Below are 23,100 nucleotides of genomic sequence, written 5' to 3'. Positions count from 1 at the left end.
GGGCCGCCGACACCGTCGGCGGCCCTCCCTGGTTCCGGCGGGGGACGGCTAGGTCCTGTCCGGTCGGTCTTCGCGGATCGGACCGCGGCGTCTGGTGCCGTGCATCGCAAGGCGGAGGATCGCCCATGTACTGGACGTACTTGGGCGACTCCGACAACGCGGCGAGGTGCGGTGCCAGGCGTCGCGGGCCCGCGAAGATCGGCCGGACAGGGCCTAGGTCTCAGCGGCGGGCCTGGACGAGCGCGTGCGTGCCGCTGGTGCGCCACGGCTTCCCGCTCGCTTCGAGGCCGTCGAGCGTCCGGGCGTCGAGACCGACGATCACCTCGGACTTGAGGGTGCGCAGCGCGGCCACGGGACCGGGAAAGTACGCGGTGCGGCCGGCGAACGAGGACGTCGGAGCCCAGTACCGATCGCCCACGAGACGGCGGTAGTTGAGGTCGCCCTTCAGAACCGTCACGGTGGCACCCGCGAGATCGCGGCGCAGATCGTCCGGCATCGCGCTGTACGGCAGGGGCGCCCGGAAGAAACCGTGCGCGCGCACCGCGAGCCGCCCGCCCGCCATGGCCGACCAGAGCCGTCCGCCGATCTCGGCCGCGTATCCGGACGCCGCACCGAGCCGCCGCAGACCGTCGATGACATCCGTCATCGTCGCGTCGGAGACGTAGTACGGATACGGCTTGACATGCAGGACGGCGCGGGAGGCGCGTCCGGTGTGGAGCAGATGGTCGAGCAGTACGAGATCGGGGACGAGTTCCCGGCCGGCGTTGTCGGCGATCAGATGCACCGTACCCGCCGCGCCGACGGGCAGCAGCGACCACAGCAGTGGGCCGTCGTCCGCGACCAGGCGCGGGTCCGTACCGCTGTCGGCGGGTACGGGGCCCGAGGCGATCCGGAAGCCGAGGTCGGCGCGGTTGCCCCAGAGCGAGGCGCCCGCCAGCGCGAGCGCCTGTTCGTCGGCGGGCCGACCGGCCAGCCCGTCGAGAGCGGCGAGTTCGTCGTCCACCGCCGCTCCGCGCAGCTCGGCGTCCTTGAACGGGGCGAAGGGGTCGACGCCCCGCCAGGGGCCGTCGGTGAAGTAGCCCATGGCGTCGAGGAGTACGCGGTAGAAGTAGCTCTCCGACCACAGGAACGGTACGTCGAACCAGGACCGGCCGAACCAGGAACCCCCGGCGGGGTCATGTCCCCAGGTCTCCCACTGGGCGCGGTCGTGCGCGTCCGGGGCGAGCGGCTCGATCACCCCGTCGGTGACCGACCGCAGCAGGGCGTCGAGTGCCCGGTGCTGTGCGGGGGTGCAGGGAAAGGCGTCGCGTACCTGCTGGATGAGCGCCGGATGGCGGTCGGCCAGTACCCCCCGGGCGAACGAGCCCGGCTCGTTGCCCAGGATCACGGGTGCGTCGTCTGCTGCGGGCATCGCCTTCACATACTCCTCGGTCGGCCGTCCGGCGCGGCCCCGTCGAGCCGCCGTCGTCGGCCGTCCCGGGGACCACCACCGCACCGTACCGGTGGCGGCTCACGCCCACAGCGCCCCGGCGAGCGCGACCCCGGCGAAGGCCGCGCCCAGCCCGGCCACCACGCTGCCGAGGACGTTCGCGACGGCGTACAGCCGCGCGCCGTCCTCGGCGAGCCGCAGCGTCTCGTAGCTGAACGTCGAGTAGGTCGTCAGCGCGCCGCACAGACCGGTGCCGAGGAACAGCTGCGTGCGCGAGGACGCGGCACCGGCGGCGACCGCGCCGGTCAGCAGCCCGAGGATCAGACAGCCCACGACGTTGACGGCGAAGGTCCCCCACGGGAAGACGGAGTCGTGCCGGCGCTGGACACTCCGGTCGGTCAGAAAGCGCAGCGGGGCGCCGATGGCCGCCCCGGCCACGACCAGCAGCCAGTTCACCGCGCCTCCCGCCGGCCCGCATGACGGACGACCTCGCAGCTCTCCAGCGTGACCAGACCCTCGCGGACCAGCTCGTCCAGGCGTGGGAGGAAGCCCCGGATCTTCTCCTCGGTGTCCACGATCACGATCGCGACCGGCAGCTCCTCGCTCAGCGACAGCAGCCGCTGCGTATGGATCAGCGAGGACGCGCCGAACCCCTCGATCCCGCGGAACACACTCGCGCCCGCCAGTCCCGCCCGGTGCGCCTGGTGCACGATCTCCGTATAGAGGGGTCTGTGGTGCCACACATCGGATTCGCCGATGAGGACCGTCAGCCGCAGGGCGCTGCCCATCAGCCCGTTCATGTCTGCCTCCACGCGACTACGCGGCGCGTCACCCACACCGCACTCCACACCGAGGCGAGGGCCGCCACCAGCGTCAGTCCCAGATACGCCAGGCCCAGGGCGGGCCGTCCCGCGCCCACCAGGAGCCGGATGTCCACCGCGTAGGTCGAGAACGTGGTGAACCCGCCCAGCACGCCGGTCCCGAAGAACGGCCGCACCAGCCGGTGCGCGGCCCACACCTCGCTGATCACCACCATGAACACACCGATCACCACGCACCCCAGCACATTCACGAGCAGCGTGGTCCACGGAAAGGCGCCGGAAGCGGTGGGCCACAGGAGGGACGCCCCGTAGCGGGCCGCCGCGCCGACCGAACCGCCGAGCGAGACGACGGCCACCACCGGCCAGAGCGCTCCGGCCCCCGCGCGCCGCCGCTCGGCGGTGAACGGACCGGTATCGGGTTCGTCGTGCTCGCTCACCATGGGAGGGCGGGGGCTTTCCATCGGCATGCGTCTCCTACTTGCCGGGCGCCCGCACACGGGCGCGTTCCTTCGCAAGCAGGGACCGTTGGCGGCAGGTCACCGCGGATCGGGTACGGCGGGCCCCACCGCCGCGTGGTCGCCCGCCGGGGCCACCACTGCCTCCAGGCTAGCGTCATGGCACCGGCGGCGGCGATCCGGGCCATGAGCGCTCCGGCGGCGGCCCGGAGCAAGGTGCGGCGGACGCCTCACCGCCCTGGGCAGGGGGTGGCTCACAGCCCGGGACCGCCATGGCGCATGTACTGGTCGATCAGTTTCGTACGCGCCGCCTCAAGACGGCGGGCCAGAATCTCCGCGACGGAGCGGGTCAGTGCGAAGCCGAGCGCCGGATCGTCCTCGCACAGGGCCCGTACCGCGTGCCCGTCGAACTCCAGGGTGCGCACCGGACTGAACGCCTCCGCCCCGAAGTGCCAGCGGTGCGGTGGGAACAGCCAGGACCAGCCGAGCAGATCACCGACACCGAGCGTATCGACCAGCACCCGCCGGCGGCCCGGTACGAACATGTCCAGCGATACGGCGCCCGAGCGGATCACCCAGAACCGGTCCGCCGGATCCCCCTCCTCGAAGATCCTGGTGTCCTGCGGGAAGGAGACATAGCGGGCCTGTCGCATCAGGAGCTCGCTGTGGCCGGTGGGAAGCACCGTCAACAAACGCGTCGCGGGAGCCATGGTGGGGTACCTCCTTGCCGAACCGCGTGACCGGGCCGGACGGGACATACGGCGCATACGGCCATATCTCAGATGGTATCCCCACCGTCATGCCTGCCCGGAACCCCATGACCTGCCCGGAAGCGGCGATGTCACCATGTGTGACGGACCCGGGGCGGACAGTGCCGGGCCGCCGGCGATCCCCTACCCCGGCCGAGTCCGGCCCCACGGGGCTGCGCGATCATACGGATACGTCGTGACTTCGGCCGCGTCGTCACCCGGACCTTCGTCGTGCACACGAAAGCAGGAGAGTTCGTTGAAGCAGCCTCCCTATCTCGCCGCCGCCGACCGCTACGACGGCATGCGCTTCACGCGCTGCGGTCACAGCGGGGTACGACTGCCGCAGGTCTCGCTCGGCCTGTGGCACAACTTCGGCGGCACCGCACCGCTGGAGAACCAGCGCGCCGTGCTGCGCCGCGCCTTCGACCGGGGCGTCACCCACTTCGACCTCGCCAACAACTACGGTCCGCCCTACGGCAGCGCGGAGGCGAACTTCGGGGCGCTCTACACGCAGGACTTCCGTCCCTACCGCGACGAGCTGTTCCTCTCCACCAAGGCGGGCTACGACATGTGGCCGGGGCCGTACGGCGAGTTCGGCTCGCGCAAGCATCTGCTGGCGAGTCTGGACCAGTCGCTGACCCGGATGCGCGTCGATTACGTCGATCTCTTCTACTCCCACCGGTTCGACCCCGACACTCCGCTGGAGGAGACGGTGGGGGCGCTGGACTCGGCCGTACGCCAGGGCAAGGCGCTGTACGCCGGGCTGTCCAACTACCCGCCCGAGCAGATGGAGCGGGCCGCCGCGATACTCAAGGACCTCGGTACCCCGCTGCTGATCAACCAGCACCCCTACAACCTCCTGGACCGTGGCATCGAGCGCAATGGTCTGATCGCCGCCTCCGCCGGGGTGGGCGCCGGGGTGATCGCCTTCTCACCGCTGGCCCAGGGACAGTTGACGGACCGTTACCTCGACGGCGTACCCGCCGGCTCACGGATGGCCGTGGGCCACTTCCTCAAGCGGGACGCCCTCAGCGAGCGGAAGCTGACCCTGCTGCACGCGCTCAACAAGCTGGCGGGGGAGCGCGGACAGACCCTGGCGCAGCTGGCGCTCGCGTGGGTGCTGCGCGATCCGCGCGTCACCTCCGTCCTCATCGGCGCCAGCAGTGTCGAGCAGCTGGACCAGAACCTCGGAGTGCTGAGCGCCACCTCTTTCGAGGAGGCGGAACTGGCCGCGATCGACGCCCTGTTGACAGAGGTGTGACGGGACCGGGGGCGCCTCCCGGACGCACGGGGGCACATCCACCGGACAGGTGCTTGTGGCATGTATCCCCATATCACATTCCACGTCATCCCAGGTGTTGACGCGCTCCCAATCCGTGACGGACCATCACATGAGGGTGCTCAACGGGGAGTTGGGCACCGTGGTGTCGAAGGAGCGGTCCATGGGGAAAATGGCCAAGAGCGACAGCGCATCACGTCCCAAGCCGACCACCATCAAGATCCGACGTCTCGACCGGAGAGAGACCACGGGCGACAGCAATTCGACCGGTTCCTGAACGGGCCGCTGTGCCGGGTCGCTATCTCACCGTCGACGAACTGACCTCTCGCGCCCGGGGCCTGGCCGCGGCGCACCCGGACCGCGCCGTCCTGCGGCGCATCGGCTACTCACGGGCCGGGGAGCCCATACGGCTGCTGTCCATAGGGCGGGGGAGCCGGCACGCGCTGGTGGTCGCGGGGCCGCATGCCAATGAACCGGTCGGCGGCATGACGGCCCTGCGACTGGCCCGGTATCTCGCCCGGCCCGACCGGCCGGGCCGGGCCATGGACACGACCTGGCACTTCGTCCTCTGTCTCGATCCCGACGGAGCCCGCCGTAACGAGCGATGGCTCAAGGGCCCGATGACCTTCGCCCAGCACTACCGCCACTTCTTCCGTCCCGGATTCGCGGAACAGCCCGAGTGGCTGCCCACGGAGCCCGGGACGGAACCGATGCCCGAGACCCGGGCCCTCCTCGACCTCCAGGACGAGCTGCGGCCCTACCTCCAGTGCTCGCTGCACGGCGTGGACGTGGGCGGCAGCTTCGTCCAGCTGACCCGCCGGCTGCCCGGCCTGCCGGAACGTCTCGGCCGGTCCGCCGCCGATCTGCGGATACCGGTGGAGCTGGGACCGTACGACGCCTTCTTCTGGCCGAGCCCGGGGCCCGGCGTCTATGACATGCCACGGCCCCAGGAGACGGACCAGTTCCACTCACTGCCGGCCGCCACCGCCACCTCCACCTGGTTCCATCCCCATGGGTACGGCACCGTCACCGCGGTCGTCGAAGCCCCGATGTGGGGGGTCGAGGAGGTCGGTGACACCTCGGTCCACCCCGACCCGCCCGGCGCGCTGGAGATCATCAGCCAGACGCTCCGGCAGGACGCGCTGTTCCTCGCCGGTTTGCTGGAGCGGGTACGGCCGGGTCTGCCCGCCACCGTGGGGCCGCTGCTCGCGCCGGTCGAGGAGTATCTCGCCATCTGCGGGGGGCTGGCGGACGAATGGGCGCCGGAAGCGGCCCTTCGCGAGCAGGGCGGACTGCCACCGCTGAACCGGGCGCGGATCATGGCGCTCCGGATCGCCGCGCGACGGCTCGTCGTCCGTACGGCGGGGCTGCTGCACCAGATGCTCGTGGCCGATGACGACCCGGCCGCCGGCCATGGCACCGACGTCGCGGAGCGCGCGGAAGTGACCGACATACGCGCCCGACTGGACCTGTTCCTCACCCGGCGCTGCGAGGCGTTCGAAGCGGACTGCCGCGCCCGCTGGATCCCGGTCCACGACCAGGTGGAGCATCAGTTCAGAATCGTGCTGGCGGCCTCCGAGCTGGCCGCCCGGTTCAGGGAGCCGAGGGCGGTAAGGGCGTGAAACGGGACCGGCCCCCGCCGCCGGTGTCCGGCTTACGGCGCCCCCGGGTCAAGCCGGAACACCGGGCCTACCGCACGGTGGACGGGAACGTACGGATCGGGAGCGTGGTGTACGGGATCGGGGCCGAGGTCGCCGACCCCGACGGCTGGATCTGGACGCTGACCGAGGCGCTCGACGGGACCCGGGGCCAGGCCGAGTCGGTCGATGTTGTGCTCGCCCGCCACCCCGGCCTCGAACGGGGCGCGGTCGTCCAGGCGATCGCCGAGCTGTACGAGGCCGGGTTCCTGGAGGACGCCGAGGCGGAGCCGCCGGACACCCTCACCGACGAGGACCGCGTACGGTACAGCCGCGGCGTGACGCTGTTGCGGTGGATGGACCTGTCACCGCACGCCACCGCCTGGGAGTTACAGGCCCGGCTGCGCTCGGCCCGTGTTCTGCTGCTCGGCCTCGGCGGTACCGGAGGCTTCGCCGCCCAGGGCCTGGTCGCGTCGGGCGTGGGCCGGATGCACTGCGTGGACGGCGATGTCGTGGAGCTCTCCAATCTCAACCGCCAGCCCCTCTACCACGAGAGCGACATCGGCCGGTCCAAGGCCACCGCCGCCGACGCGGCCCTGCGGGCGGTCAACTCGCGGGTGGCGCTGACCACGGAACACCGCGCGGTCCGCGGTCCCGACGACATCGCCGCGCTGCTCGCGCCCGGCTACGATCTGCTGCTGCTCTGCGCGGACCGCCCGCCGGAGATCCGCCGCTGGGCCAACCGCGTCTGTCTGGCCGCCGGAATCCCCTGGCTCGACGCGGGCTATCGAGGACCGCTGGTCACGGTGGGGGTCCACGCGCCAGGCCGGGGGGCGTGCTGGGAGTGCCACCGCGCGGGCGAGGTCGACCGCCGCGATCTGCGGCTCGCCGCCGGACAGGACGAGGAGGCCGCCTCGCCCCGGATGGAGTGGAACCCCGTCAACGCCGTGACCGCCGGTCTCTCCGGCCATCTCCTCGTCCACGCGGCGATCGCGCTGCTCACGGGCGTACCGGAGATGGAACCCGGCTTCCGCTTCGGCCTCAATCTGATGGCGCTCGCCGAACCGGTGGAGGAGCGGTACGACCGCAGACCGGACTGCCCGGCCTGCGGTACGCCGCGCGCGGTGGGGCGGCCGGCCTGAGACAGGAAAGTCCGGGACCCGCTCTCCTCCCGCGAACGCGTGTTCACCGTCCCGTGACACCTTGCCGCCGATAACCCGCCCACAGCCGCCCGCCCGCCGGTGCCAGCACCTCCTCCGCCAGCGCGACCAGCGCGTCCGTATCCCCGTCCAGAGCCGCACGCACCGCCGCCGTCAGCCGCTCGGGCAGCCCCGGCCGGGCCTCGGCCAGGCGCCGCGACAGCCACTTCCCACCGCCCAGCCACGCCCCCTCGGCCAGCAGGGCGAACTCGGCGGTACGGCGGGCCACTTCGGTGACGATGAAAAGCCGCTCGCCCGGGTCGCCGCAGCCGACCAGATCGTCCAGAAGATCCGTCAGGGGATAGCGCCGGTCGTCCAGTTCGGCGGCCGTGACCCGCGGCGGCCCCTTCGCCACCAGGCGGCGCGCGTACTCCTGGAGGCCCGCCCCCACGCCGTCCCGGTCCACCAGGAGCGTTCCCGCCGCGCACATGAAGAGCAGGGGTGAGCGCCGCTCAAGGATCTCGCGCCCCACATACCCTTCCCAGCTGTCCCGGGTGTGGACGAAGAGTTCGGCCGGCCACCCCGCGAACCGCAGGGACTCGCGGTACGGGTCGGCGCCGTCCGCGAGCAGGACGACGACGTCCAGGTCGGAGAGGGGCGTACGCCGTGGGGTGAGCACGCTGCCGCCGAGAAAGGCGGCGCGGGCCCGTGGATGGCGCTCGGCCACCAATTCCCGTGCCGCCAGGACCGGATCCATGATCTCCATGGCCGACACCCTCCCAGCCGGCGCGGAGGTCACGCCTTCGAATTTCGTTACTCCTTGAAGCGCCGTCGCGCAGTCGAACGGCCGAATTCGTGCTGATTCGGGTCCACTCGGGGCGCTCCGGGGCTACCCTCAACACTTGACCTGCGCACTGTTCGAGAAAGCGAGGGATGCCGGTGTACCGGCCGGATGACTCGGTCACCCTCCCGCTGCTGGAGCGTGAACCCGAACTCGCCGCGGCGGCCAACGCCGTGGACGCGCTGTGCGGAAGCAAACGCTCCGGCGGGCTGCTCGTCTACCGGGGCGCCGCCGGGCTCGGTAAGACGGCGCTGCTCTCCGAAGTGCGCCGACTCGCCACGGGCCGTTGCGCGGTGTGGTCCGCGCGCGGTGGCGAGACCGTCACCTCCGTTCCCTTCCATGTCGTACGGCAACTGCTCCAGCCCGTGCTGACCGACGCGGAACCGGCGTCGGAACGGGCGGACGGTCCCACGGACGCGCGGGAACTGCTCGGTGACCGGTACGAGATCGTCGGCCCGGCCCTCGGCATAGCGCCCCCGGGCGAACAGCACGCCGACCCGCAAGGGGTCAGGGACGGTCTGGACGCCCTGGTGGAACGGCTCGCGGCGGTCCACGGACCGCTCGTCCTTCTCGTGGACGACGCGCAGTGGGCCGACCTGGAGACCCTTGCCTGGCTCACCTCCTTCGCCGAGCGCCCGGCCGGCGGGCTGCCCGTCCTCATCGTCGTCGCGTACCGCACCGAAGAGGCCATCGGCGAGACCGAATGGTTTCTTCAGAAGATCGGCGCGGCGGCGAAGCTGCTCGTCACACTGAGCGAGTTGACCTCCGACGCCACCGCCGAGCTGGCCCGCGCCGCCCTCGGTGAGCACGCGGACGATCCGTTCTGCCGCGAGGTCTGGGCGGTGACCGGCGGCAACGCGTACGAGACCGTCGAACTGCTCGCCAAGGTGCGGGACAGCGGACTCGAACCCGTCGAGGCCTTCGCCGGCGAACTGCGCGCCCTCGGCGCTTCGGCCCGCGGTACCGGTCTTATCGCCCGGCTTGAGGAACTGGGCACGGCCACCACCCGCTTCGCCTGGGCCGCCGCCATTCTGGGCACCGACATCTCACTCGATCTGGCGATCTCCCTGTCGGGTATGAGCCACGAAGAGGCCGCCAAGTGCGCGGAACGGCTGCGGGCCGCGCGCATCCTCGTGGGCATGGACCCCCTGGAGTTCGTCCACCCGCTGATCGCGGGCGCCGTCTACCGGGCGATCCCGCCTGGCGTGCGCACCGCGATGCACGGACTGGCCGCCTGGGCGGTCTCCCGCAGCGGCCGGGGATCCGCGGCAGCCGCCCCGCACCTGCTCGAAGTGCATCCCGACGGCGACCCCGAACTGGTCGAGCAGCTGCGCGAAGCCGCCGCCGAGCATCTCGCGGTGGGAGCGCCGGACGCCGCCCGTCGCTGTCTCGAACGCGCCCTGATCGAACCGCCGTTGGAGTCCGTACGGCCACAGGTGCTGTACGAGCTGGGCTGCGCCACGCTGCTCACCTCACCGGCCACCACGGTCGGACATCTGCGCGCCGCGCTCGACACCGCGCGGCTGGACGAAGGTCTGCGCGTGGATGTGGTGTTCCGGCTCGCCCAGGCGCTGACCCACAACAACCAGACCGGTGACGCCGCGCATGTGGTGGCCACCGAGGTCGCGCGTACCGAAGAAGGACCCGACAGGATGCGGCTCCAGGGCGCCCACTTCCTGTGGGAGGGCGTACAGGCCATCGAGGAGGACGGCCCTGAACGCTCACGCCGGCTCGCCCGGCTGGCGGACGGGCTCACGGGACGTGACAACACCGAACGTGTCCTGCTGATGCTGCGCGCGTTCGACGGCACGGCCCGGGGCGAGAGCGCGGAGGAGAACGTCCAGATCGGTGAACGGGCCCTGATCGAGGGCCGGTTGCCGCCGGGAGTCGGCTGGGCCGACACGGCGTGGGGCTTCGAACCACCGGCGCTGCTCGGTCTCTCGTATGCCTTCGCCGACCGGCTCGACCGCGCGGAGAGCCTGTTCCAGGAAGGGCTGCGGGCCTTCGAGATCTCCGGCTGGAGCGGCGGCCATCTGGCCTTCGCCCATGCCCTCGTGGGCTACGGCCACCGCAGACGCGGCCGGCTCGCGGATGCCGAGACGTATCTGCGCGAGAGCCTGCGGCTGGCCGACCGGGTCGGCAACGGACTGCCGATGCACTGGGACGCGGCCTGCATGCTGATCGACACACTGCTCGCACGCGGCCATGTCGACAAGGCGCTGGAGGCGGCCGAGCGCCATGCGTTCGCCCCGCCGTACTCCTCCTCGATCGTCATCCCCGACGCGCCGAGTGTCCGGGGCCGGTTGCTGCTCGCCCTCGGCCGTACCAAGGAGGCCGTCGTCGAACTGGAAGGCGCCGGACAGGCGTTGACCGCCCGAGGACGTCACAACATCGTCATGGCTCCCTGGGCGTGCGACCTCGCGCGTGCGGTCGCCGATGACGATCCGCGCCGCGCGGCCCATCTCGCCTCCTATGCCAGAGACCGGGCGGAACGCTTCGGCACGCACACGGCCATCGGGGTCGCGCTGTGCTGTGCCGCGTCGTTGAAGGAGGGCGCCGAGAAGATCGAGCTGCTGGCGCAGGCCGTCGCTCATCTGGAGGCCTCGCCCTCCGCGTACGAACTCGCCGTCGCCCGGGTGGAGTACGGCATCGCCGCCGGGTTCCCGGCCGAGCTGGCCTGCGGGCTCGAACTGGCCGAGAGCTGTGGCGCGGACGGTCTGGCGGACCGTGCGCGCCGGGCGATGGACGCCCGCCCGGCGCCTCACTGACATCCGGCACCGGAAGGTACGCTCCGTCGGGCGACCGCCGTCATGTACTCACAGGAGCCCCGAACCCGTGTCACAGCAGCCCGACCCCGCAGCCTCCACTCTTCGCGAGGAGGGAGGCGGTCCCGGTCCCTCGGGCCTCGATCTGCGGGCCGACTGCGCGAACTGCTTCGGACTCTGCTGTGTCGCGCTGACCTTCTCGGTCTCGGCGGACTTCCCCGTCGACAAGGCCGCGGGCGAGCCCTGCGGTCACCTGGGGACCGACTTCCGCTGCGGCGTCCACCGCACCCTGCGGGAGCGGGGCTTCCAGGGGTGCACGGTCTACGACTGTTTCGGCGCGGGCCAGAAGGTCTCGCAGCTCACCTTCGGCGGACGGGACTGGCGGCAGGCGCCGGAGAGCGCGGAGCGGATGTTCGCCGCGCTTCCCGTGATGCGACAGCTCCAGGAACTGCTGTGGTACCTCGACGAGGCCCTCGCGCTTGAGCCCGCCCGGGCGCTTCACCCCGCGATCCGCCAGGCCCTGGACGAGACCGAACGCCTCACCCGGAGCGCCCCCGAGGCCCTGCTCGAACTGGATGTGGCGGCGCGGCGCGCGGCCGTCAACACCCTGCTGCTGCGTACGAGCGAGCTGGTGCGGGCCCAGGTCCGGGGCAGACGGAAGAACCGCAGGGGCGCCGACCTCTTCGGCGCGAAGCTCAAGGGCGCGGATCTGCGCGGTGCCGATCTGCGCGGGGCCTATCTGATCGCCGCCGATCTGCGGGGGGCCGATCTGCGCCTGGCCGATCTGATCGGCGCCGACCTGAGGGACGCGGATCTGCGGGGCGCCGATCTGACGGGCAGCATCTTCCTCGTTCAGACCCAGGTCAACGCGGCGAAGGGCGACGCGGCGACCCGACTCCCGCCGGCACTCACCCGCCCCGCCCACTGGTAGGCCCCTCCACGGGCAGGCGTCCGAGGGCGTCCGGCTCCCCGCCGGCCGGCGCGCTCAGTGGATGATCTCTTCCTCCCCCGGCCGCCGGCGGCCCGAACGCCGTACGACGAAGAGTCCGACAGCCGCGAGACAGGCCGAGCTCACGAAGGCGGCGGGCACCAGAAAGCCCGACCCGGAATCGTTGTGCTCCGCCCGCGCGACGGTCACCGACCGCGCTCCCGGCGCCGCACCCGCCACCTTCGCCATCGGGCTCGACCCAGGACCCGCCGGCGCCGGCGAGGTCGGAGGCATCGGCGGGACGGGCGGTGGCGGCGGCTTGAGCGTGCCCACCGGAACGACCCGCTTCCCGGCGGTGAAACCCCAGTCCAGCAGCTCCCTGGCCTCCTCGTACACCGCGTGGACACCGCCCCACTGCGGGTTCATCACCGTCGCCAGCAGCGTGCGGCCCCCGCGCTTGGCCGCCGCGATCAGGGTGTAGCCGGCATCGGAGGTGAAGCCGTTCTTGACGCCGATCAGCCCCCGATAGGGCTCCACCCCGTCCTCGCCGCTGAGCAGGCGGTTCGTGTTGACGATGCCGCCTTCGCCGGGGAACTCGGCGTCGACGGTCGAGCTATACCGTACGAACTCCGGGGAGGCCAGGCCCGCACGGGCGAACACCGACAGGTCGTACGCCGACGACACCTGGCCGGGAGCGTCATAGCCGTCCGGGGACACGACATGGGTGTCGAGCGCGCCCAGCTGCTTGGCCTTCTTCCGCATCTGGGAGACCGTCGAGTCCCAGCCGCCGTTCATCTTGGAGAGCGCGCGCACCGCGTCGTTGCCGGAGCTGAGGAACACACCGCGCCACAGGTCCGCCACTTCGTACGACTCGCCTTCGACGATCCCCACCGTGCTGCTGCCGGGACCGATGTCGTCCAGCTCCTCCTCGGTGACCGTGTGCTTGGAGTGCTCGGCCAGACGCGGCAGCGCGGTGATGGCGAAGAGCGTCTTCAGGGTGGAGGCCGGGGGCAGTTTGAGATGCGCCTCGCGCGCGGCGAGCACCTCGCCCGTACGGGCGTCCGCGACCAGCCAGGACAGCGCCGACAGTTCCGGCGGAGCGGGGGTGCCGGGCTTGGGCCGCGCGTGCGTACCCGGCCGGTACAGCAGCGCGCGGTCCATATCGGCCTCCGGGGCGCTCGCGGGACCATGAGCGGCGGCGGCCGGTCCGTGCGCGGCGGAGACGGGCCGGGGGGATCCATGAGGTCCGGGCTTCCCGGGTGTTCCGGTCTTTCCGTTCTTCTCTGGTGTTCCGGGTGTTCCGGGAGATCCGGCTGAGCCATGGACGCCGGGGGTGCCGGCGACCGCGGGGACGCGGGGCAGGCCCGGAGCCCGTACAGCCGGATCGCTGCGGGAGTCCGCGGCGGCCGGCCGGGACGACGGCAGAAGGACCAGCAGGCCGATGGCGAGAGCCACCGTGCCGGAGAGCGCGGAGCGCGTCACGGATCTGATGATCATTCAGCCACGGTAGGAACGGACCGCGTCCCGCGCCCCTCACATGAGCCGACCGGGTGCAACGCCGTCCGGTCGGCCCTTGCGGGTTTCGGCCGGCGCGCACCCGTCATGGATAGCGGACCCGATAGCGCACATGGGTGACACCGATGCCCTGGGCCATCGACAGCGGCCCCTCCAGCTCCACCGGTACGTTCTTCAGCTGATCGAAGAACGGCGTACCGGCGCCGAGCAGCACCGGCACGAGATCGATCCACACCTCGTCGAGCAACCGCGCGTCCAGGCACTGCCGTGCGATCGTGCCTCCGTTGACGGTGACCGTCCTGCCGGGCCCCGCGAGCTCCTTGGCACGTTCCACGGCGCTCTCGATACCGTCCGTGACGAACGTGAAGGGCGCTTCCCCGTACGGCCAGTCCTCCGGTGCACGGTGCGTGAGCACGACGACCGGGCACCCGATCGGGTGATTCCCCTCCCAGCCCGAGGTGAGATCGAAGAGCCGCCGGCCGATGACCAGCGCGCCGGTGCGCTCGACCGTGCCACGCCACGCCTCCACGCTCACGGGGGACATGGTGAAGGTGAGGTCGTCACGGGCGGTCGGCACGCGCACCGTGCCGTTGCCGTACCACCTGAACAGCTTGTCGAAGCCCGTTTCCTCCGGGCCCGCGATATAGCCGTCCAGCGACATGCTGGCGCCGGTGCAGACCGTGTTCGTCCTCATCGGTCGGCGGGCTCCGGCGCGGCGGTGGGGCTGGAACCAGGACCGGGATCGGTGCCGGGACCGGAGCCGGGATCCCGGCCGGGACCGTGGCCGGGATCGTCGGGAACGGAGCCGGCGGCAGGGGCGGGCTCCTGTGTCATCCCGGCCATGCCCGTCGCCATCTCGCTCATCTCGGTCAGCCCGGCCATCTCCGTACCGATCACATCGAGCAGCCTGAGCTTGTCGGCGGCGTCCGTGCCCGGGGCGGCGGAGTACGCGGCGATACGGAGATCGCAGCCCGGAACGGTGAGGGTGTCGCAGTCCACGATCACCGGTCCGACATCCGGGTGATGGATCGTCCTGGTGCCGGTGTCGTGGGCGTCGGTGATACGGGATTTCCACAGCACGGCGAACCGGTTGCTGACCCGGCGCAGCTCCCCGATGAGGAAGCGCAGCCGTACATCGGTGGGGTAGTGGACCGTCGCCGCCCGCAGATCGGCGACGAGCGCCGCCTCGAACCGGGCCTCCTGCTCCACGGTCTGGGTGACCCGGCCGGGCCGGCCCGTGAAGTGCAGCCAGGCGGCGTTGCGGCCCCGCCCGGGGACCGCCGCCGGATCCCCGAGCAGCGCGGCCCAGAGCGGGTTCCAGGTGATCAGATTCCAGGCGGCGTCATGAACCCCCAGCGGGGTGCCCGGCAGCCGTCCGAGCAGCCGCCGCACGCTGGGCGGGATATGGTCCGACACCCGGCCGAGGGCGGGCGGGGACTGACCGGCGAGCAGGAACAGATGTCTGCGCTCGTCGTCGGAGAGCCGCAGGGCGCGGGCCAGCGAGGTCAGGACCTGGACCGAGGGCGAGGTCGCCCGGCCCTCTTCCAGCCGGACGAGATAGTCCACGGACAGACCGGTCAGCTGAGCCAGCTCCTCATGCCGCAGCCCGGGCGCCCGGCCGGGCTCGCCCGCGGGCAGCCCGGCCTCGGCCGGTGCGATCCGGTCACGCCAGCGGTGCAGGGCTGTGCCCAGCTCTCCGTGTCGGGTCATGGGGTCAGTATCAGCGCGTATGGCGGCAACCGCCTGATAGGGCCCGGTACCTCCGCCGGGAGCGCCCCCGGCACCCCTCCGGCACCCCGTCCGCAACCGCCTTCCTTGAGGGGTTCCGGCTTCTCTCCCGTGACATCGGGCCTACCGGTCGCCCCTTCCCCGAACGTCCCCTTCGGCAACAGGGGTTGCGAGTAGTCGCCAACCGCCCCCGTACTGCCGTGATCGCGATTACGGTTGATCCGGAACGTGGCGCGCGGCCTCCGCCGGCGCCTCGCCATGGACCTTCACCGGGGCGCGGGGACCGGGCCCCGGGGGATCCGGACCGGGGGCCGGAGAACGGGGAGTGGGGGAGCGGGCATGCTGGAGCCGATGTCACTGGCGGCGATCGCCGCGGTGCTGAGCGCCGTGGGCGCGGGAATGGCCAATGAGGCCGGGAAGTGGGCCTGGGAGTCGGCCGGTGGTCTGGTGCGGCGCATCGTCGGCCGGGAGGTGACGGCGCCCGCGGATCCGGCCGAGCTGACGGCCGTGGCCGAGTGGATCCATGAGGCGGTACGGACCGATCCCGCGCTCGCCCGCGCCTGGGAGGCGTTCGCCCGTACCGCCCCCGGCCCGGGTACGGCCGACGCTGTGCCGGCGCTGCCCGCCTCCACGCGGTTCTTCACGGACCGTCAGACGCCGATGAAGCTCCTGGAGCGCGAGGCCTCGCGTCCGGCGGACGGGCGGCCCCGTGTCGCGCTGATCCATGGCCCCGAGGGCATCGGCACCAGCGCGCTCGCCATCCACTGGGGATGCAGGGAAGCGGAGCGTCTCTTCCCCGGCGGGCAGCTGTACGCCGATCTGCGCGGTGCCTCGGCGAGCACCGCGCTGGACGCGTCCACGGTGCTGCGGAGCCTGCTCGTCCAGCTGGGGATGGCGCGGGACGACATCCCGCCGGACGCGGCGGGCCGGCGTGAGTCGTTCCGGCGCGCTGTCGCGAGCCGGCGGCTGCTCGTCGTGCTGGACCACGCCCAGTCGGCGGCGCAGGTCCGGCCCCTGCTGACGGCCGCGCCGGAGGTGTTCACGGCCGTGGTCGCGTCCAGGCCGCTGCGCGGTCTGGACGCCCTGCGGATCCCCGTCGGGCCGCTCTCCGACAAGGACGCGCGCCGGCTGCTCACCGACCTCGCGGGCCGGGAGACGGTGGCGGCGGCTCGCGCCGTACTGCCGCGGGTGCTGGAGAGATGCGGTGGTTCGCCGTACGCGCTGCGGGCGGTCGCGCCACAGCTGGCCGAGCCGGATCGGCTGTCCGGCACGGATCCCGGCCCGAACCGGCCGGAGGAGGAGCCCACCGTGACCGACAGTGGCCCGGTCCGAACCGCCGTCGAGGGCTTGTACCGAGAGCTGGAGCCCGACGCGGCCAAGGTCTACCGGCTGATGTCACTGCGCGAGTGGCCCGCGTTCGGCCCGGCGGCCGTCGCGGCCACCGTGTCCCTGCCGGAGGCCGAAGCCGCCCGTATCCTCGGCGAGCTGGTCGATCGTGGGCTGCTGGAGTCCGTGGACACGGACCGCTGCCGCTACCGTCCTGTGGTCCGTGTCCATGCCGAGGAGACCGCCGTCCGCGTGGACGGCATCCCGGCGTACTCCTCGGCGGTCCAGCGCACGGTGGACTGGTATCTGCGGTTCGCCGTACAGGCCAGGCTCGGGGCCCTGCCGGGCAGCTGGGGCATCGGCCCGCTCTACGAGGAGCTGGCGCGGAGTCCGAGCCCGTACGCCGACGAGGGCGAGGCGCTGTCCGCGCTCGTGGCCGAGCTGGGCAATCTGGTCCAAGCGGTGCACGCGGCGGAGGAGTTCGGCCGGCCGGAAGCCGTGTACCAGCTGTGCCAGGCTCTCTGGCCGCTCCAGCTGAAGGCGGGATACCACGACGAACTGCTCCCCGCGCTGCGGGCGGGCGCGCGCGTCGCCGATGCCCATGACCCCGGGTCCCGGATGGCCGGGCGCACGCATCTGCTGCTCGCGCTGGATCTGATGGAGCTGCGGCGGTACGAGGAGACCGAGCTCGAAATGACCGCCGCCGCGCGGGCCGAGGAGCGGTCCGGACATCTGCGCGGACATGCCTCCTGCGTGGAGTCGCTGGGGCTGCTGCGGCTGCGGCAGTGGCGCTTCCAGGAGGCGTACGACCGCTTCGACGAGGCGGCGGCGATCCTCGACGGCATCCGCGCCGGGGACGAGGGCGAGCGCGATCTGCCCCGCGCCCGAGCCCTGCTGGACCGGCACCGGGGCCGGGCCCTGCGCGGTCTCGGCCGCTACACCGAGGCCCGCGAGCGGCTGGATACCGCGCTGGTGTTCTTCCGCGACATAGCGGGGGAGTCGTACAACACGGCCAGGACACTGACCGACCTCGCCGAGACCTCTCTCGCGGAGGGGGACCCGGGGGCCGCGCTGCCGCTGATCGACGAGGCGGCGGCCGCGCTCGACGCGGAGAAGGCCGCCTACCATCTCGTGCATCTGCGGGCCCTGCGGGAGCGCTGCCTCAGCTCGCGGGAGTGAGGGGAGAGCCCGGACCACCCGGTGTGACCGGCCTGATCGGCCTGACCGACACATGGTGCGAGCCGCGGCTGCCGGTGCGTACGGTCATCCCGCCCGCCGTCAGCTCCTCCCATGTCTTCCCCGCGGCCAGCCAGGCGTAAAGGGCGGAGACATACGCGGCGGGGTCGGCGGCGGGAGGTGCGCCAGCGAGCCGTAGCAGGGTGCCGCCGCGGGTGCGGACCGTACAGCTGCCGCGGTCGGTGACCAGCGCCGCCAGCGCACAGTAGGGATGACGGGTCAGTACCTCCGCCGTCCACTCCTCCGGGGTGCCGTACCGGGGATCGTCCGCCGTGCCGTAGCGGAAGATCACATCGGCGAGCGCGCGTCTGTCCGGGTCCAGGGTGTCCTCGTGCACGGCCGTGTGCGCGTCCCCCTCACCCGCCGGCTCGGACCGGGGGTCCGCGTACCGGCTCACCTCGATCTCACCGGTCCCGAGCAGCCGGGTCACCACCCGCAGGGGGGACGTCGGCGTCACCCGTTCGTACGGGGGAAGCGGCAGGGGGTCCAGCAGAGCGGGCTCGGGCGGCTCGGACATACCGATGAACCGGTAGAAGTGACGGCGCAGCAGCGCCGCCGCCTCACCCGGAGCCGAGGACACCAGCTCGGCGGGACCGGGGGGTGCCCCCGGCTTCGCCCGTCCCGCTCCGTCGAGCAGTGCGTCGAGTTGGGACCGCAGCGGGGCGTACGGCGAGAGCCGGGGAGCCTGCCGTACGAACGCGGCCACCGGCGACCGCGCGTCGAGCCCGTCCGGTGAGGCCGCGCCCAACAGCACGGGGGTGCCGAGAGCCGCCGCGTAGTAGCTGACCGAGCCGGCGTCCCCGATGACCACATCCGCGGCGATGAGCGCCTGCCGCCATCCTTCCAGCGGATCCACCAGCGCCAGCCCGCCCCGCCGGGCCCGGTCCAGCCAGACGCGGATCTGTCCCGGCCCATGGCCGTGCCAGATATTGGGGTGCAGCACGGCCGCCGACCGGTACTCGTCGGCGGGCAGTTCCGCGGTGAGCCGCGGCAGCAGCGACGGCAGTATGTCCTCGCCGCCGTCCCCGAAGAGGGAGTCGGGGTTCCAGGTCGAGTTCAGCAGAACGAGCCGCTGCCCGGGCCGTACGTCGAGGGCCCGGCGGAAGCGTTCGCGATACGGGAGGCCCGCCAGTATCCGGTCGTAGCACGGGTCCCCGGCGAGTACGGCGGTGGGCGCCGCCTCGGGGCACGCGGCGCGCAGCCGCTCCAGCTGTTCCGGGTGGGAGAGGACCAGCGCGTCGGCGACGGGGGAGCCGTCGAAGAGCAGCCAGTCAGGGGAGAGGCCGAAGACGGGCGGCTGCCCGGCACCGGGCGTACGGCTCTCCGCTTCGGGCGAAGGGCATCCGGTGTCCGGTGTCCGGTGTCCGGTGTCCGGTGTCGCCAGCCTCTTATTGTAGCCAACGCCATGGGAGAGGACGGTCAACTTCTTTGAAAGCAGGTGCAGTTGACCGCCGAAGCTGGCCGAGATCGCCAGATCCACCGGGAGTTCGAGCGCCTGCTCCCACGGCAGTACCGGTACGCCGGTATCCGCCAGCAGCTCGGTGACCCCGGCCTGGAACGGCGACGAACCGGTGCGGGTGGCGAGCAGTTGCACCCGCAGATCGTCGCGGAACAGCGGCAGGACATCCAGCAGCCGGGTCGCCGAGGTCACGTTGTGCACGACGAACAGCACGAGCTTGCAGCGTCCCCGGGTCGTCCATCGCGCCGAGTCGGCCCCCACCGGTACCCGGACCCAGCCGACCCGCTCCTCGCCCACCGCCCGCGCTCCCCCGTTCCGCCCTGTCCCGCCGCCTGTTCCGACCCGCCACGATAGCCACCCCGGCATTTCTTCACCCCGGAGAGTGAAGATCGTTGGTGATTCCGCCGGATCCCCCCGATTGTCATAGCTTCAGCCCGTTACTCTTCGTGCCGTTATGGAAGCTCAGCGTGCAAACGCGCGAGTCTATGCCCAACGGCATTGCCCGCGCATGAGGTTGAGTGAATATGCCGATGCGCCGATTTCATCGGGCTAAGCTCTCGCGGAGCGCGCCGAGTTGATACCCAATAAGGCACTTGTTCCCTATGTGCCTTGATCGTGTGAATTATCTGATCTGAATCGAACGCCAGAGGGCTTACATGGTTCGTGTTGAAGCACCCCCGAGTGATCAAGCATCCCCGTCCGTCCGCGCGCTCGTAGTCCCCGCCGTCCTGCTCGTGGCGGCCACGGCGGTCGCGGTGGGCCTCGTTCCCGACTCCGCCCGGATACCGCTCGTGGTATACGGCGCGGTCGCGACGATCATCGTCACCTGGTGCGCGGGCGAACTGTCCCGCCGCGCCAGGACCGTCAGTACGCTGCACGAGCACTACGCCTACCGCCTCGCACAGTTGGAACGGCGTCTCGCCCAGCACGACGAGGAGACCGTACGGCTCGGCAAGGAGCTGATGCCGGCCACGATCCACCGGCTGCGACAGGGCGAATCGCCCGCCGAGGTCATCCGCGCCGTGGTGGACGGCGACGAGCGCTATCGCGAACTCCCCACCGCCCAGAGGTCCTTGCTCCGCTCCGTCCTGGGGATCGTGGACGACGAGGAGGCCATGCGCGAGTCCGCGCAGCGTTCCTTCGTGAACATCGCCCGCCGCGTCCAGTCCATCGTGCACCAGCAGGCCAGCGAGCTGCGGGAGATGGAGGAGGCGCACGGCCGCAACCCCGAGGTCTTCGACGACCTGCTGCGCATCGACCACGGCACCGCGCTGATCGGCCGGCTCGCGGACAGTATCGCCGTGCTCGGCAAGGCCCGCCCGGGACGCCAATGGCCCAAGCCCGTACCGCTGTTCAGTGTGTTGCGCGGCGCGATGTCCCGGATCCTGGAGTACCAGCGCGTCGATCTGCACTCCATCGCCAAGGTCGCCATCATCGGCACGGCGGTGGAACCGCTCATCCACGCCTGTGCCGAACTCCTCGACAACGCCACCCGCTACTCGCCGCCGCAGACCCGTGTCCATGTCACCGCCGTCGAGGTGCAGACCGGGATCGCGATCGAGATCGAGGACGGCGGCGTCAGCCTCAGCGAGGAGGCACGGGCACGGGCCGAGACCATGCTCGCGCAGGCCCAGGCCGGTATCGACCTCAATGACCTCGGCGAGACTCCCCGGCTCGGTATGGCCGTGGTCGGCCGGCTCTGCCAGATGTACAACTTGCAGGTCTCGCTGCGGCAGTCGGCGTACGGCGGTGTCCGGGCCGTTCTCATCGTGCCGCGCGATGTCGTCACCACCGGACCCGCGCCCGGTATCGCCCATGGCATCGGCGCCTCGGCGGGGCCCCGGGGCAGTGGTGCGGGACTGCCCACGACGGACGTACTGCGGCCCGCCGACCGGGTGCCGCGGCCCGTCACCGGGCCACAGCCGTCGGCGCCGCTCGCGGGCTCCCTCGCGGGGTCCATGGACGACGACATTCCCGTGGTGACGGAGTGGACGGAGAACGGGCTGCCGCAGCGGCGCAGCCGTGGCCGCGCCCCGCTCGGCTCCCACAACCTCGGCCTCCAGAACACCGGCCGCGCTCCCGGGGCCCCACGAGGCGACGGCCGCGGCGGCGGGCCGAGCGGGAGCCGACCCCAGGGCAATGGCACGGTCAACGGCCGGAGCAACGGCTACGGCGCCGGCTACCACGGCGATGACAACGGTGGGCGCGGCGACGCCCCCGGTGGCACGGCGGAGGGCGCACAGCGCGAAGGCGGTACGCCGGAGAAGAAGCCCGGTCCCGGCATCTGGCTCGAAGCGTTCACCAAGGCGGTCAACGGCACTCCGCGTGAGCCGTCGACCGGGGCGGGGGAGGCGCCGGGCCACCCCGGTGACCAGGGCGAATCCGATGATGTGCGGGGCAAGGGAGATCTGAAGTGATCCAGCAGCGGGCGAACTTGGACTGGATGCTCAAGGAGCTGGCGGACGGAGTGCCGCAGATCCAGCAGATCGTGGTGCTCTCCGCGGACGGACTCCGGATCGCCCGGCACGGCGGTGACCCGGATGTCGCCGACCGGCTGGCCGCCGCCTGCGCCGGACTGCAGAGTCTGGCCGCGGCCGTCGCCGCCGAGATCCCCTCCAGCGACGGCCGGATGCGGCTGGTCGTCATCGAGGTCGGGGGCGGCTTCTTCTATCTGATGGAGGCCGGGGCGGGCGCGTATCTCGCCGTCCTCGCCGACGACACGGTCGACGCGGGGCTGGTGGGGGCCCGGATGCGGGACATGGTGGTCCGTATCGGAGCCCATCTGACGAGTCCCCCGCGCCATGACGGGCAGGCCGGATGATCACGCCTCCCCGACGAGAACGCCGGCGCCCCGAGGCGGATGTGGGGGATCCGGAACGGCTGTACGTGATCACCGGCGGCCCCGACGGCGCCGAACGGGCGCCGCTCGATCTGGTCACCATGATCGTGGCCCGCGACGAACCGTCGCCGACGGTCCAGCCGGAACAGGCCGCCATCCTGCGGCTCTGCCGGGCACCGCTGTCCGTGGCCGAGATCTCCGCCTATCTCAGCCTCCCCTTCAGCGTGGTGACCGCGCTGCTGACCGAACTCCTCGCGACCGAGCTGGTCGAATCGCGCGCGCCCATCGTCCGCGCCGCACTTCCCGACCGGTCCCTTCTCGAAGCGGTGATGCATGGACTTCAGAAACTCTGACACGATCACGGGTCCCAGGAGCGAGGACGTCCTGCCCACCACGGCCACCTCCGCGGTGAAGGTCGTGATCGTGGGCGGATTCGGGGTCGGCAAGACGACGATGGTGGGCTCGGTCAGCGAGATCCGTCCGCTCACCACCGAAGAGACCATGACCCAGGCCGGGGTGGGGGTGGACGACAACTCCGGTGTCGAGACCAAGACCGCCACCACCGTCGCCATGGACTTCGGCCGGATCAGCATCACGGAACAACTGGTGCTCTATCTCTTCGGCACCCCCGGCCAGGAGCGCTTCTGGTTCCTGTGGAACGGCCTCTTCGAGGGCGCCCTGGGAGCCGTGGTGCTCGTCGACACACGCCGTCTCGAAGTCAGCTTCGATGTGATCGGACGCCTGGAGGAGCGCGGCGTACCGTTCGTCGTCGCGGTCAACACCTTCCCGGACGCGCCCCACCACCCCGTCGGAGCACTGCGGACGGCCCTGGACCTGCCCGACGAGGTCCCGATGGTCGACTGTGACGCGCGGTTGCGTGCGTCGAGCCGCGATGTACTGCTGACGCTGATGCACTACCTGCACTCGCTGGCACTGCCGACCGCCTGACCGGTC

The 23,100-nt window shown here is 71.7% G+C and carries 21 protein-coding genes; 11 read left to right on the top strand and 10 right to left on the bottom strand.

Translation table 11 applies throughout. The annotated features are described in order from the left end of the window. Positions 1–220: 220 nt before the first annotated feature. From M1203_RS01110 to M1203_RS01090, 5 genes are all read right to left on the bottom strand, one after another. Positions 221–1,411, bottom strand: coding sequence for a damage-control phosphatase ARMT1 family protein (locus M1203_RS01110; protein WP_249947526.1), 1,191 nt, complete (start codon positions 1,409–1,411; stop codon positions 221–223). Positions 1,412–1,510: 99 nt separating this feature from the next. Then, a complete protein-coding gene (crcB, locus tag M1203_RS01105; protein ID WP_249947525.1) occupies positions 1,511–1,885 on the bottom strand; it encodes a fluoride efflux transporter CrcB in 375 nt (124 codons plus the stop codon). After that, positions 1,882–2,229, bottom strand: a complete 348-nt coding sequence (locus M1203_RS01100; RefSeq protein ID WP_249947524.1) for a DUF190 domain-containing protein — start codon at positions 2,227–2,229, stop codon at positions 1,882–1,884. Before M1203_RS01100 ends, crcB begins: the two co-directional genes overlap by 4 nt. Beyond that, positions 2,226–2,711, bottom strand: coding sequence for a CrcB family protein (locus tag M1203_RS01095; protein WP_249947523.1), 486 nt, complete (start codon positions 2,709–2,711; stop codon positions 2,226–2,228). Before M1203_RS01095 ends, M1203_RS01100 begins: the two co-directional genes overlap by 4 nt. Before the next feature lie 248 nt (positions 2,712–2,959). Continuing rightward, the gene (locus tag M1203_RS01090; RefSeq protein ID WP_249947522.1) at positions 2,960–3,415 is read right to left on the bottom strand and encodes a cyclic nucleotide-binding domain-containing protein; all 456 of its coding nucleotides are present in this window, start codon (positions 3,413–3,415) and stop codon (positions 2,960–2,962) included. A gap of 340 nt (positions 3,416–3,755) precedes the next feature. Between M1203_RS01090 and M1203_RS01085 the strand changes: the two genes are divergently transcribed. The 4 genes from M1203_RS01085 (at position 3,756) to M1203_RS01070 (ending at position 7,512) form a co-directional block, all read left to right on the top strand. Continuing rightward, positions 3,756–4,715, top strand: coding sequence for an aldo/keto reductase (locus M1203_RS01085; protein WP_249947899.1), 960 nt, complete (start codon positions 3,756–3,758; stop codon positions 4,713–4,715). A gap of 130 nt (positions 4,716–4,845) precedes the next feature. Then, positions 4,846–5,010, top strand: a complete 165-nt coding sequence (locus M1203_RS01080) for a hypothetical protein (protein ID WP_249947521.1) — start codon at positions 4,846–4,848, stop codon at positions 5,008–5,010. Positions 5,011–5,020: 10 nt separating this feature from the next. Continuing rightward, positions 5,021–6,355 carry a M14 family zinc carboxypeptidase gene (locus tag M1203_RS01075; RefSeq protein ID WP_249947520.1) on the top strand — a complete coding sequence of 445 codons (1,335 nt, stop codon included), beginning with the start codon at positions 5,021–5,023 and terminating at the stop codon, positions 6,353–6,355. After that, a complete protein-coding gene (locus M1203_RS01070) occupies positions 6,352–7,512 on the top strand; it encodes a ThiF family adenylyltransferase (protein WP_249947519.1) in 1,161 nt (386 codons plus the stop codon). Before M1203_RS01075 ends, M1203_RS01070 begins: the two co-directional genes overlap by 4 nt. 43 nt (positions 7,513–7,555) lie before the next feature. Here the strand turns inward: M1203_RS01070 and M1203_RS01065 are convergent, their stop codons facing one another. After that, the gene (locus tag M1203_RS01065; RefSeq protein ID WP_249947898.1) at positions 7,556–8,266 is read right to left on the bottom strand and encodes a nucleotidyltransferase domain-containing protein; all 711 of its coding nucleotides are present in this window, start codon (positions 8,264–8,266) and stop codon (positions 7,556–7,558) included. A gap of 176 nt (positions 8,267–8,442) precedes the next feature. Here M1203_RS01065 and M1203_RS01060 point away from each other — a divergent pair, with 176 nt between their 5' ends. After that, the gene (locus tag M1203_RS01060) at positions 8,443–11,118 is read left to right on the top strand and encodes an AAA family ATPase (protein ID WP_249947518.1); all 2,676 of its coding nucleotides are present in this window, start codon (positions 8,443–8,445) and stop codon (positions 11,116–11,118) included. A gap of 67 nt (positions 11,119–11,185) precedes the next feature. After that, entirely contained in the window at positions 11,186–12,046 is an 861-nt protein-coding gene (locus M1203_RS01055; protein WP_374401367.1) for a pentapeptide repeat-containing protein, read from the top strand. A gap of 54 nt (positions 12,047–12,100) precedes the next feature. On the opposite strand, the gene M1203_RS01050 is transcribed toward M1203_RS01055, so the two are convergent. The 3 genes from M1203_RS01050 to M1203_RS01040 all read right to left on the bottom strand — a co-directional run bounded on the left by M1203_RS01050 (position 12,101) and on the right by M1203_RS01040 (position 15,268). Next, complete coding sequence (locus M1203_RS01050) at positions 12,101–13,540, bottom strand: D-alanyl-D-alanine carboxypeptidase (RefSeq protein ID WP_374401364.1); 1,440 nt, start codon at positions 13,538–13,540, stop codon at positions 12,101–12,103. 103 nt (positions 13,541–13,643) lie between these two features. Then, positions 13,644–14,252: a dihydrofolate reductase family protein gene (locus M1203_RS01045; protein WP_249947517.1), complete on the bottom strand. Its 609-nt coding sequence runs from the start codon at positions 14,250–14,252 to the stop codon at positions 13,644–13,646. Beyond that, positions 14,249–15,268: a helix-turn-helix transcriptional regulator gene (locus M1203_RS01040; protein WP_308404825.1), complete on the bottom strand. Its 1,020-nt coding sequence runs from the start codon at positions 15,266–15,268 to the stop codon at positions 14,249–14,251. Before M1203_RS01040 ends, M1203_RS01045 begins: the two co-directional genes overlap by 4 nt. A gap of 357 nt (positions 15,269–15,625) precedes the next feature. On the opposite strand from M1203_RS01040, the gene M1203_RS01035 reads away from it, so the two are divergent. Continuing rightward, complete coding sequence (locus M1203_RS01035) at positions 15,626–17,791, top strand: tetratricopeptide repeat protein (RefSeq protein WP_249947516.1); 2,166 nt, start codon at positions 15,626–15,628, stop codon at positions 17,789–17,791. Here the strand turns inward: M1203_RS01035 and M1203_RS01030 are convergent. Then, the gene (locus M1203_RS01030; protein WP_249947515.1) at positions 17,775–19,604 is read right to left on the bottom strand and encodes a hypothetical protein; all 1,830 of its coding nucleotides are present in this window, start codon (positions 19,602–19,604) and stop codon (positions 17,775–17,777) included. The genes M1203_RS01035 and M1203_RS01030 overlap by 17 nt on opposite strands. A 359-nt stretch (positions 19,605–19,963) precedes the next feature. On the opposite strand from M1203_RS01030, the gene M1203_RS01025 reads away from it, so the two are divergent. The 4 genes from M1203_RS01025 to M1203_RS01010 are packed head-to-tail and all read left to right on the top strand — an operon-like array spanning position 19,964 to position 23,094. Next, entirely contained in the window at positions 19,964–21,724 is a 1,761-nt protein-coding gene (locus M1203_RS01025) for a sensor histidine kinase KdpD (protein ID WP_249947514.1), read from the top strand. Continuing rightward, positions 21,721–22,128, top strand: coding sequence for a roadblock/LC7 domain-containing protein (locus tag M1203_RS01020; RefSeq protein ID WP_249947513.1), 408 nt, complete (start codon positions 21,721–21,723; stop codon positions 22,126–22,128). The genes M1203_RS01025 and M1203_RS01020 overlap by 4 nt, the downstream gene beginning before the upstream one ends. Then, the gene (locus M1203_RS01015; protein ID WP_030350306.1) at positions 22,128–22,499 is read left to right on the top strand and encodes a DUF742 domain-containing protein; all 372 of its coding nucleotides are present in this window, start codon (positions 22,128–22,130) and stop codon (positions 22,497–22,499) included. Before M1203_RS01020 ends, M1203_RS01015 begins: the two co-directional genes overlap by 1 nt. Beyond that, positions 22,480–23,094, top strand: a complete 615-nt coding sequence (locus M1203_RS01010; protein WP_249947512.1) for an ATP/GTP-binding protein — start codon at positions 22,480–22,482, stop codon at positions 23,092–23,094. The genes M1203_RS01015 and M1203_RS01010 overlap by 20 nt, the downstream gene beginning before the upstream one ends. Positions 23,095–23,100: the final 6 nt, after the last annotated feature.

Origin of the sequence: Streptomyces sp. 35G-GA-8 (assembly GCF_023534745.1) — a bacterium.
In the GTDB taxonomy this organism is placed as follows: domain Bacteria; phylum Actinomycetota; class Actinomycetes; order Streptomycetales; family Streptomycetaceae; genus Streptomyces.
This window is presented reverse-complemented; position numbering and strand designations above follow the sequence as displayed.